A 13249-nucleotide genomic window follows, 5' to 3' on the forward strand; every position below is an offset into this window, starting at 1 on the left:
ATCCTGCGGCCAAGTAATCGTTGCTGAATTATGAGTAATAGAAGCTGGAGTTACTGTTACTGTTGGTGTAGCAGTACTACATACTCTTAATACAATATTATCGATTGCCGCTGGTGGCTGAGTTCCTCCGATAGTATCGTTATACCACTCAAACACCAAACGCATTGTAGTTCCCGCAAAGCTGCTAAGGTTCAAATTCGCATTGGAATAAGATTGCCAAGCAGTCCCGTTTAAATTATACTGCCCTACCTGAACTCTTCCTGTAGCCGCTACAATTCGAGTTCCCGAAGTAGGCATGAAGCTAGATGGAACCAGCCATACTCTTAAATAATCATAAGATGCACTTTCTCCTTGTGCTTTCCAGTCAAAAGAGAAGCTAGCCAGAGAAGTCCCTGCAGGAATTGTAATATCTCTATACGCCTGTACTACACTTCCAGCTGTAATTGTATAGGCATTCGTAGTACCATTATCATTTGTAATATAAAGAGATTTCCCTGTGTTTCCTGTTGCAGAACCATGGAACCATTTATTAGTTTGAGATCCATTAATCAAACCTAAATCGTTCGTTGTTTCAAAATTCTGAAGATATGGAAGTGCAGCTGGAATCTGTGTTGTCATAGCAGAAACCACATCAGACAAATCACTCTTATCTGTAGCACTACACAAAGCTTTTACCCATATATAATATGTTGTACTTTGAGCAAGTCCCGGGATTGTATATCCTGTACTACCACTTGGAATACCTGTAATATTAGGTGTTGCTGGTGGCGTATTTGTAGTGCTATAATAGATTTCGTATCCGTTTGCAGGTGCAACCGCAGGTGGTGTCCAAGAAATTGTGACAGTAGACGATGTTGAACCTACTACTGTTACTCCTATTGGCTCAATACATGTAGGAGCAACTCTTAATTTAACATCATCAATCGCAAGATACCATGGAGCTCCTGTAGAAGAAACATTAAATCCAAAATAGAAAACCCCTGATGTTGTAGGTGTGTAATATATTTTATACTTAACATAACCTGGAGTATCCTGTGTAGCCGTTATAAATGTTCCTGCATTGGTCGCTCCTGTAACAGAACTTGTCGAATTCACCAATACATTCCCTGTAAATCCTTGATAAGAAGTTCCTTGCCCTCCTGTATTATAATAGAATGAATATTCATATGTTGTACCTGCTGTTAAAGCAAACCCCGGTGTCCATAGCTGGCTTGCATTGGTATTACTATATCGAATTCTCATATAATTCGGTGCAGATCTTGGTCCAGGTGTTGTAGTAGAAGCTGCTGCACTTGAAGACTCCCATGCAACAGTACCTGTTACCTGTTTCCAACAAGAAGGAACAATGTTTGAACCTACACTTGCCATAGCATCGAAATTTTCAGTCCATGGTAAAGTAGTCACAGCAACACATGGTGTTACCAGTGACATTGACACCCAACCACTTTGGTCTGTCCCACTACATCTTGACCTTACCCATACATAATATGTTGTATTTGCAGTTAATGGTGAAATTGTAGCAGAAGTTCCTGTTGGTACTGTCTGTGATGGTACAGTTGCACTTGTTGGTGCAGTCGTCGAAGTAGTATAATAAACATCATATCCACTACCAGGCGCTGATGTTGGAGCCGTCCAGCTAATCGATGCACTTGTAGCCGTTAAAGCTGTTGATGTTAAGTTTGTAGGAGCAAAACAAGTTGGGGGTGTCCAAGTATAAGTTAATCCATCAGTCGGCATTCCCGGTGTAGCTGCAGTTGTATTAAATGCCTGCGAACTGGTATTGGCTGTCCCCGCTGTTGCGTTTCCAAAAATTACAGTAGTCGCGTTATTTCTATTATTAAAATCAGCATTAGTAGTACCTCTCAAACCAATTTGTGCTGTACTACTGTAAGAAGTAGACCCAACTAAATATGAGCCTCCTTTATAAACTACAGCAATTGTACCTGTAGTTTCTCTAAGTCTTATCTGAAAAGAAAAAGCATACGCACTTGTTGTTACAGTAGTATAAGTCGGTCTGAAATCAGCCCACTGAACAACAATTTCTCTGTTTGGAGCTGTACCTACAACACTCCAACTCACAGTACCGAATACACTATTTACATTCGCTACCGCATTAAGATCTCTACCAAAAGCAGAAACCACACCAGCATATCCCTCCGTGCTTGATATTGGAGAATAAGTTGCTGTACCAGGTGTCGTAGCTCCAAAAGTAATAAAACCATTGGTTGAAACATTTAATGATGAATAATTAACACCATTAAATGAAAAGTTAAATGGAAGCGTTACCGGATAAACAGCATTATCAAGTGAATTAGATGAAGTTGCTGTAGCTAGAATCGTAGGTCCCGTTAGAGCTGTATAAGCTCCGGAGGACTTTACAAAACTATAAGAACTCACCTGCGCATTAGCGATAAATGCTATCACAAATAAAAAAAGTAAAAAAATCTTCTTCATGTCCTTAAATATTAAATCCATTATAGGATTTGAGAATTATAAATAAATTTAAATGAATGGTCTTAAAATAGTTTTACTGTTTAAAACCTTCAATGATTATAAAAAAATTGTAAATTGTAAAAAATTTTGTCATAGGCTGTATTATTTTATGTTAAGTGCAAAATTAATACTTTTATATCATAAATACCTGTAATAATTTCTTCTTTTAAAGAAATTATATAAAAACCTTCAATTGAAACGAACGCACATCATTATGAAATTTTAAACCATAACAATTCCTACGAATAAAAAATTTCGAAATAATTCTATTCAAGTTAAAAAGAAAAAATTCTTGAAAAAAATATCATTTCATTGTGTATCTGCACCTTATTGAATCCAAATTCAACAAACTGTAATAAAAAAAATAAGCTCTCATTTCTGAGAGCTTATTCTATTGTTTTAAATATTATTATCAATTATTCTTTGATAAACTTCTTCTGTACTGAAGTTGAGCCATCCTCAATATCAATCATATACACTCCGTTGATTAGCGAACGTACATCAACCTTGTTGTTTAAGATGATTCCCTTAGTTACCAACTGACCTGCTGCATTGTAAATCTTGAAATTAGCTCGTTTGCTGATATTCGTTACATTTAATACAGTGCTTACCGGGTTAGGGTAAATTAAGATATCTGACTGATTCAATACATTAGCCGCAGCTTTCTTAGTGATTCTTACCGTGTAATCTTCTACTTCTCCTTTATCGAAGTTGGTACAGTTCACAGGAAGTCCTCCTTTCATTAAAGCCACTCTCATCACCACATACATATAGTCTACATTGCTTACAAAAGCATCTGACGGTACACTGAAGGTAGCTGTTGCTGTTGCATCTGCATTTGGTCCGGAAACCAGAATTCTTTCATTGATATCAAATTCTCCGTTTCTGTCAAAATCAATCCATGCTACAACTCCTGCATCTCCTGTTACTACCTTATCTATCGTAAGTTGATTATTTACAGATCCCTGAATCATCTCGATCTGTGCTAGTGGATCTGCAGTATAATCGGTATAATTAGATACTCCGGAATCCTTTATCATCTGTGGTTTTCCGTTAGGTACAACTGTTACTTTGGAAATGTAATCTCCTGAGCCCGTAGTAGCACCCATCTGACAATAGATTACTGTAGGGGTTGTAAAGTAATACGGTAAAGTATAGTTACCCGGAGTACCACTACATACATTCGCTACCTGCATTTCATATTTAGTCAATTCTGTTAAATCGGTTAAGGTGTAAAGATTGGTTGACACAGGTACACTAGTCCATCCCGGAATGCCTACTTTTCTGTATCTCAAAATATATTTACCAGTCGCATCTGGTCCTACATAAGGATCCCACTGAACTTTTGCACTTGTTGGTTTTAATTCTAAAATCGTTAATCCCGGTGGAGGAATTTCACATGTTCTCTCGGTTGTAAATCTTGATAAGCTTGACCATGGGTTAGGCGTTGTTGATCCTACACATATATTTCTTACCTGAACTTCATATTGAGTATACGGTGTTAAGGTATAACCTGGAGAAGGAAGTGCATAAGTATTTGCTGGTGGATTCGGTAAAGCAATTGGTCCGATCCATGTTGGATCTCCTACTTTTCTCCACTGCATTTCATAAGTTGCACTCGCTGCCAATGGTGACCAATTCACCACTGCTGAAGTTGAGGTAATATTTGTAAAGGTTACATTCGGTGGAGTTGGGTCACATTTTGTGGTAAACACATTGTGTGAATACACCCCTACATTAATTGTATTACAAACTGCTGCTACTTCTACTTCATAATCCGTTGCAGGGATTAATCCTGAAAGCGTCAAAGGAGGCTGATTAGGTGCTGTTACCGCTGCCACATCAATAGGACCTGCTGTAGGTAACCATTGTGTAGAACCCACAGGACGATATCTAACTTTATAAGAAGCTCCTCCCGTATCCTGTGGCCAAGTAATCTGAGCAGAATTATGTGTAATAGAAGCTGGAATTACCGTTACTACCGGTGTGGCTGTACTACATACTCTTAATACTATATTATCGATTGCTACTGGTGGTTGAGTACCTCCATAGCTATCATTTGTCCATTCGAATACCAAACGCATTGTAGTCCCTGCAAAATTGGTAAGATTCAAGTTCGCATTGGAATACGATTGCCAAGTGGTTCCGTTTTGATTATACTGCCCTACCTGAACTCTTCCTGGTGCTCCCGGTGTTCCTGTCGCCGCCGTAATCGGAGTCCCAGGTGTTGGTAAAAAGTTTGTTGGCACCAACCATACTCTCAAATAATCCCAAGAACTTTCTCCATCTGCTTTCCAATCAAAAGAGAAGGTAGCCAGAGAAGTTCCTGCAGGAATTGTAATATCCCTATATGCCTGTACTATACTTGTCACATCATTAGTATAAGCATTTGTAACTCCATTATCATTTGTAATATAAAGGGATTTCCCTGTATTTCCAGTCGCAGAACCGTGGAACCATATATTAGGTTGTCCAGTATTTAACATTCCAAAATCATTACTTCCTGAAAAATCCTGAAGATAAGGAAGTGCAGCAGGAATCTGCGTTGTCATAAAGCTTGGTCCAGGAATCCAAATACTGGAATCTGTAGAAGAACACACCGCTCTTACCCACCAGTAATAAGTCGTATTCGGAGTTAAAGTTGGAGCAAGGTTTACCGTTGTTCCTGTAATAGGTGTTCCAGGAGTACCTGCCCCAGGAGGCACATTCGAAGTAGATATATAATATACATATCCTCCAGCCGGAGCAGGTGTTGGAGCCGTCCAGCTAATCGTCGCTCCATTGGATACAATTCCCGTTACCGCTAAAGCTGTCGGCACTTTACAAGTTGGAATTAATAAGTTAATATTATCTATTGCACCAGCCGGTGAAGTTCCTCCGAAACCATCATTTTTCCATTCAAAAACCAAACGCATAACACCTCCTGCATAACCTGACAAATCTAAATTTGTATTTACATAGTTCTGCCATGCTGACTGTTGATTTAATTGACCTAGCAGTACTCTATTTGTACCTGCAGCAATAGCATTTCCAGCACTCGGTGTATATGATGAAGGAACCATCCATACACTGATATAATCATATAAATATGGTGGCGTACCCTCTCCTACCGCTCTCCAGTCAAACGTTAGAATAGCAGGTGAAGCAGCAGTTGTTCCTGCTGGAATAGTAAAATCTCTATAAGCATGGGTAACACTTGTAATGCCTTCATCATAACCATTTGTTACTCCATTATCAGCAGATATAAACAATGAGTTTGCAGGATTTCCTGCCGCTGAACCAAAGTACCATTTGTTGGGTTGAGATCCATTTCCAAAACCAAAGTCATTCGTTGTAAAAGGTTGTGAATAAGGTAAGGTAGCCGGAATCTGTGTGGTTGTAAAAGTTGGTCCCTGAATCCAGATACTAGAACTTGTTGTAGAGCAGATAGCTCTTACCCACCAATAATAAGTCGTATTTGGAGTTAAGGTAGTCGGTAACGTTATAGAGGTTCCCGTTACTGGTCCTGTTGACGCTGTTGGTGGCGTGTTGGTTGTAGAAATATAATATTCATATCCATTTGCAGGCACCGGGTTTGGAGCTGTCCAGTTTAGAGTAGACGTATTCGAAGCCACTCCACTTACCGCCATCCCTGCCGGTTCAACACAAGTAGGAGTAGGCATTACATTAAAATCATCAAATCCTAAATAATATGGGTCAAATGTTGCAGCAAACGATTTAATACCAAAATTATACTCTCCTGTTGTAGTAGGTACAAATGTTACTTTAACTTTCGTATAGCTTGTACTGTTTGAGCCTCCTGTTGTAGTTTGCGTAGAAGTAATAAAAGTACTAAGAGTAGTAGCTCCTGTAGAAGATTGTGCTGTATTCACCAAAACATTTCCATCCCAACCTGAATATCCATCTCCAACCCAATAAAAAGAAAAATCATAAGACTGATTTGCTGTTAAATGGAAACTTGGCGTCCATAAATAAGCAGCTGTAGTAGGATAATAAATTGTTACATAATTAGGTGTTGATTTTGGATCATTATAACCTTGTGAAGAAGCATCTTGAGTTGTAAAAATATCTGAACCACCAGTAGTTGCCCAACAACTTGGTAACACTCCCGCTCCTATACTTGTCATAGAATCAAAATTTTCGCTCCATGGGAATGTAGAAATTGAGACACAAGGAGTCGTAAAGGTTGACGTCATCGGAATCCAATAGCTTTGATCCGTAGCACTACATTTTGCTCTTACCCATACGTAATAGGTTGTTGTAGGTGATAATCCCGGAATAGTTGCCGTTGTCGTTGTACTTGGTACAGAATTAGTTCCATTAAGTACGGTACCTGAAGTTGGAGGTATTCCTGTGGTATTATAATAAACATCATATCCGTTTGCAGGTGCTGGAGTAGGCGCTGTCCAAGAAATAACAGCCGTAGCAGCAGTCACCGTTCCCAATGTTATCGCAGAAGGCGGAGGACAGGTTGATACTGCAGATTGTGAAATAGATACATTATCAAAATAATAGTACACATCGGCATTGTTATCTGAAGTAGCATTAAATCTCACATATAGATTTCCTGCTTGAGGTATAAAAGTGATTGTCTTTGTAGCACATGTATTAGATGATACGTGATTGGCAGAATTAATCGTATAAGCCGTAATCCACGGTCCTGTAGCCGTGGTAGCATATTCTACTTTTATATTTCCAATTTTATTGGAAGGTGTTGCAGAAGTTCCCGCAAAATAATCTGTCACTTTGTAATCAAATGACATGGTTACTTGTCCTGCATTATTTCCGGTAAGGTTAGGAGAAGTAAATTGTCCTGAGGTCCCATAATACAGTTCTCCTCTAATAGTTCCTCCGCTGGTTCCACATATTTGGTTAGCAGTAGTATTATTAGAAAAAACAGAACCACTGGTTACCCAGTTATTCAGCCCTGTAGCCGCCCAATTCTGGGTATAGGCAACCTGAGCCATTAAAAATGAGCCAAAAAGCAATTGGCACATGAGTAGAAGTTTTTTCATAGTGTTGAATATTGAGTGTTGAATGAGTTTTAGATTTAGTAAAAAACCTATTTCGAGAAATACTGACACTATTCTAAGAGCAGTATTACTTAGAAAAATAGAAGGAAATCCCCTTTAGATGTCACAGAAAAAAGATTTATTTATTAAACCTACATCTAGAAGTAACAAGGGTACAGTAAAAAGGTATTTTTCTTCCATATTATTTCACTTGTTTTGGTATTATTTTTACAAATCTAATCATTTTTTACAAACAACCTATCAAATCTTCTTTTTTTTAATCAATATTGTTAAAAAAATCAATCACTATTAAGTATAACACATAATAAACTTTACATACACCATAATATTAACATCCGTGACCACAAAAAACTTTTCAAAATAAAAAAGCCTCATGAAAACATGAGGCTTTAAGTATAATTTAAAAGATTTTACTATTTCTTGATAAACTTAGATTTGAACACATCGTTTCCTTTATCTTCAATAGCAATTACATAAGCTCCTTTTATCAATGCTGAAACATTAATTCTTCCACCATTAATATTTCCATTGTTTACTAATTGTCCCGCAGCGTTATAAATTTTAAACGTTGCTTTATCCGAAACTTTAGTTACGTTTAAGAAATCAGTTGCTGGGTTTGGATAGATTTGGATACCATCTTTTGTATTATTAACATCGCTGGTACCTAAAGAAGTTGTGACAATAACATTATAGTCCTCTACCTCTCCATAAGTAAAAGTTCCACATGTATAGGATTCAGGAAGATTTGCCCCTGCACTTCCGGCAGTCGCAACGACAGCGACCACTCTCATTCTCAATGGAGAATTAAGTATTGCTGTTGAAGGAACGGTGAATGTTCCTGTTGTAGTGACTGTTCCGACTGATGTTAATACAGCTGGCTTATTTAGAACTCTTTCACTCGCTTCAAATGTTCCATTTTTATTAAAATCTATCCACACCGCCATTACACTTGTATTACCTGTTGCAGTAGGGGTTGTAATAGATACACTTATCGAGTTGTTGGAACTATTTGCTAACAAAGCAGGTTGTAATGCAGAATTTGTTGTAAAATTCGAATACATTGATGCTACAGTCGTATTATTTACAGTTCCTAATGTTACATTTGAGATATAATCCAATGTTGCATTCGTACTTGTATCTGTGCAATAATTCGTACAGATGGTTGTGAAGGTAACAGGTGCAGAATAAGGACCAGTTACTCCAGAACAAACAGCAGCAACTTGTACTTGATACGCAGAGCAATCTATTAAGCTAGAAAGCGATACCGAATTGGTTGTAGAAGTTGTTGTTGTCCAAGTAGAAGCAGAAGACAGCTTATACTGTATTGAATACGAGCCAGCACCACTTATAGGAGCCCAAGAAATATTTGCAGTATTACTTGTAATAGCATTCGCTGCAACACCAGTAGGTGCTGAACCACAAGTTGCTTGAGTACTTACCGTAACTTTTTTCAATGCATAGAAAACATTTCCGATTGAAGATACACGTACTACAACCACCTGTCCATTTAAAGAAGCTGGTAAAGCTACAATAGTTGCCGTTCCATTATTTGGAGCCGACGCTAAAAGCACAGTCCAGGTTACCCCATTATCTGTAGAATAATCTATTTTCACATTAGCAACACTATATGGAGCCGAAGAAGTATTTACAACATCCCATGTTAAATTTGTTGTTGTATTACTAAATAAATATCCTGAAGTAATTTGAAAAGGACCATCATTACCTACCGTAATTGCTTGCTGAGCAAAATTAGTCTGCTGTTGTGTCGCATTTGTATTATTATCTCTAACAGTGATTGCAAAATTTGAACTCCTTGCCACTTGAGACGTAGATTCCCATGTATTTAATGAATTATCTAAAACCCCAGCTAAAACTGAAGAGAATTTAGGAAAATATCGGGTTGGACTAGTTGTAGGAGTTAATGATCTAAATGATGCTCCATAAGTAGTCGTTCCTAAATTTGTTTTGTTAATAGTCTCCGAACTTGTCATTCCACTGTCTACTTGTTCCCAAGTATATGTCATTGGATCACTTTCAGGGTCTGTAACGTTAGCTGTTAATGCAAAGGCAGTCGCCTTTGGAATCGTATAAGATGGTAATGCAGCAATTACAGGAGGATTGTTAGTAATTAAAGCTTCCACATCACAAGTTTTAGAATTCAAATTATTCTGAACCTGAGTAATACTAGCTTTATGAAAATAAGCATCAGAATGAGCCTGAACATCTGTAGTTGCTCCTGTAATTCCTGCATACCCCATAATGGTTGATCCAGAACCTGGCTCAACATTTACTCCAGTTCCTTCTATACCATGCGAAAACGTATGATTCGCACCTAATTGATGCCCCATCTCATGTGCAACATAATCGATATCAAAGTTATCTCCCATTGGAATACCATCCGCTGGTGATGTATAACCCGAACCTTTTCCTTTAGGAACTGATGTAGTAGGATTGATACATACACAACCAATACATCCTGCGTTACCACCACCTCCAGAAGCTCCGAAAAGATGCCCAATATCATAATTGGCATCTCCTACATTTGCAGTAAGTGTTTGCTGAAGCTCTAAATTCCAAGCTCCTCCAGCACCTGTTGACGCTACTGAATATGGATCTGTAGCAGCATTCGTATAGATAACATTATTGAAACTTTGCAGATTTAAGTGTAACGCAAAATCTTTCTCAAAAACTCCATTCACTCTCGTCATTGTTGCATTTATTGCTGCTAATGCTCCTGCAACAGTTCCTCCATGATAAGTGGTATATTCACCCGTCACCGACATTACCAATCTCATGGTTCTGTATTTCTTATCCGAGCTCTTATTAAATGTTCCCGGCTGATGAGTGAATGTTTTCCCATTATCATATAAGCTCTGCATCTGCTTTACAGCATTAGGATCTTCCATAGTACTACAAGCAAAAGGCTTATCACCTGATTTTTTTGTTTTTGGATGTACTGCGTATAATCCTGTTGACTTATCTACAGGTTCTATAAATTCATAATTTCCATTCTTAAATAACATAGACTGGAAATCGTTGGGTGCTAATGAAAATCTAATCTGCTGTGTAGGATCATCAATTGCAGTTCCTATATAAGAACCTAACTGAAATTGATCAGCAAGCTCTTTTACTACAACAGGAAAGCTATACACATTAAATTTCTGAACTTTACCTTCTAATGTTGGAATTGATACTACAACTGGTTTGGCATTTGCTCCCATTTCCACAGCATTTTTCAGCTGTTCACGAATCTGGTTAATATCCAGTTTATAATAACTTCTCATTGAGGAAGCATCTACAGTAACAAGCTCCCCTCTTTTTGGTTTCCCAGAAGAAACTCCATTGGATGGTGACCATTGAGCGGTTGCCGTACCCACCAATAAGGTCACAAACAAGGATGTAATTATTTTTTTCATATAAACAAATCTTAATAATTATTTCAATCCTCAAAGATAATGCATTAAATACATTCAGGACACACAAAAAAGCAAATAATTATGTTAAATTAATATATTTAAAAGTTAAATTACATGAAAAAAAAACCTCAAGCAAATCGCTTGAGGTTTCAAATACATAAGATTTTTCTTATTTTTTTATAAACTTAACACTTTCATTAAGGTTATTATCTTTAATCGTAATAATGTAAGTTCCTTTCACTAGTTCAGCAACTCTCACTTGATTATTTTTAATATCTCCAGCTTTTACCAACTGACCTACTGCATTATGAATTTCAAATTTAGCTTTTTCTGAAACTTTAGTAATGTTTAAAACGTCTGTTGCCGGGTTAGGATATACTGCAAAATTTTGAATCTTTACTTCTCCAGTTCCTAACACTATAACATTCACAGCTCTTGTCTGAGTAGTTGTATATGGACTACCTTGGAAAACTATATTACCTGATGAATCTTTAAGGTTATAATAACCTCCAGTATCATATATTCCATCCCCATATCCATCATTAATAGTGAATGTATAGCACCCCGGAGTTAAGCTCCATGTTGAGATATCAACAGCAGGAAGAGGTCCTGTTGTAGGAGTATCCGTGTAAGGTCCACCACTATAAACAACTGTTCCTGAGCTATTTTTCAAATCCCATGTAATTTCCGTTCCATAATAATCTCTCTGTAGATTAAATGTATAAGTACCTTGATTAGCATTTACCGCACCTGATCCAACAAAATAAGTTGTAAATGAATTATTTGTAGCTCTTTGATCAGTTACTCCATTCACAGTAGTTAAAGTAACAGTCATTGTTCCTGTTGGCATAGTCCCTGGAACTGCTAAATCTATTATTGCATAACGATTGGGTGTTAAATTTCCAGACCAAGTATAAGTTTGAGTATTTGTTCCTACTCCATAAGTAATTACTGCCGAAGTCATATTACTTGTTCCTCTATTATATAAAGAAATTCTTGCTGTCGTTGCGGCAGTCCCTCCACAAGTTGAATTAGCAACAGTACAATTATTTTCAAATTTTACTTCTCCATCATTTGCAAAAAGAGGAATTGCAATATCTGCAGTTGAAGTTTTTAATTCCAAACGTCTTGGAGAGTTATTCATTACTGCTGTAATTCTATCCTTCTGGTTAATTGTGAAGATATTCATACAAGTATCATTAGTATAATCCATATAGTTTTGAACCATTTCATAAATACTTGAACTTGTACAACTTGCAATAGTTGCATTACAATTATAATTAGCAGTGTGAGCAGTAGGAGTATCTGTACAATAATCATCACCACACGTAGCATCTCCCCAAATATGTCTAAGTCCTAAAAAATGCCCCACTTCATGGGTCATTGTTCTTCCTTTATCATAAGGAGCATTTAGCAAGAAAGTTCCATCGTTATAATCAGAACTTCCAAAAGTAGAATAATTCGCCACTACACCATCTGTAGTCGCAAGACCACCATTAGCATTTAGTCCACCCAATCCAGAATTTGAAGGAAACTGTGCATATCCAAGCAAACTAGAACTACTTCCTCCAAATTTCACACTCCACATATTCATATATTTTGTAGGATCCCAGATAGTTTTTGGTTTAACAAAAGCATTAATCCCTCCTTGTGTCCAAGCTGTATAACACATATTAACCCTGTCAATCCCATTGGTAGGATTTCCATTAGGATCTACTTTAGCTAATGCAAATTGAATCATTACATCTGCACCAACCGGATTTGTATTATATCCTGGAGTACCAGCCGCTTTTCTGTAATCATTATTCATTACAGTAATTTGTGACTGTACTTGCGCATCTGTAATATTGGGTGCAACTCCATAAGCTTCACCAGCATGAATAACGTGTACAACAACTGGTATTGTAATAATCCCCCCATTTTGAGACTTATTAGCTCTGGAATTTTCAATTAATGGTTTTATCCAATTCTCGAACTGAGCCTCAGTCATTCTATCAGGATATTTCCCTTGAAGGTAATTTTCATATTCAGTGGAAGCACATCTAATAACACCATTCATTTCTTTTAATTGATCAATGGTATAAGCTTTCCCGAAAATTAAATTGTCATCTACATTTTTCTGCTTCTGCCCCCATACTACTTGAGATAAAGATAGTGACAGAAAAAAGATAACTTTAGAAAGAGTAAAGTTTTTCATTATACTAAAATTAATTTTGAGCAAAGATAAATTATTTAATATAAAATTGATATATAAAAAACATATTTAATAAAAATAAGTCAATTAAATACATTATGTCTTAGTGACAA

The 13249-nt window shown here is 37.0% G+C and carries 4 protein-coding genes; all 4 read right to left on the minus strand.

The features are described from left to right. Positions 1-2454 (minus strand): fibronectin type III domain-containing protein (locus LV842_RS15295; RefSeq protein WP_233112301.1); only part of this gene is annotated, 2454 nt, incomplete at its 3' end. 455 nt (positions 2455-2909) lie between these two features. Then, positions 2910-7508 carry a fibronectin type III domain-containing protein gene (locus tag LV842_RS15300; protein ID WP_233112302.1) on the minus strand — a complete coding sequence of 1533 codons (4599 nt, stop codon included), beginning with the start codon at positions 7506-7508 and terminating at the stop codon, positions 2910-2912. A gap of 431 nt (positions 7509-7939) precedes the next feature. After that, positions 7940-10942, minus strand: a complete 3003-nt coding sequence (locus LV842_RS15305; RefSeq protein WP_233112303.1) for a reprolysin-like metallopeptidase — start codon at positions 10940-10942, stop codon at positions 7940-7942. A gap of 169 nt (positions 10943-11111) precedes the next feature. Continuing rightward, complete coding sequence (locus LV842_RS15310; RefSeq protein ID WP_233112304.1) at positions 11112-13139, minus strand: M43 family zinc metalloprotease; 2028 nt, start codon at positions 13137-13139, stop codon at positions 11112-11114. Between the last annotated feature and the right edge of the window lie 110 nt (positions 13140-13249).

The sequence above is a fragment of the Chryseobacterium gwangjuense genome, from assembly GCF_021311115.1.
Classification (GTDB): Bacteria; Bacteroidota; Bacteroidia; order Flavobacteriales; family Weeksellaceae; genus Chryseobacterium; species Chryseobacterium gwangjuense.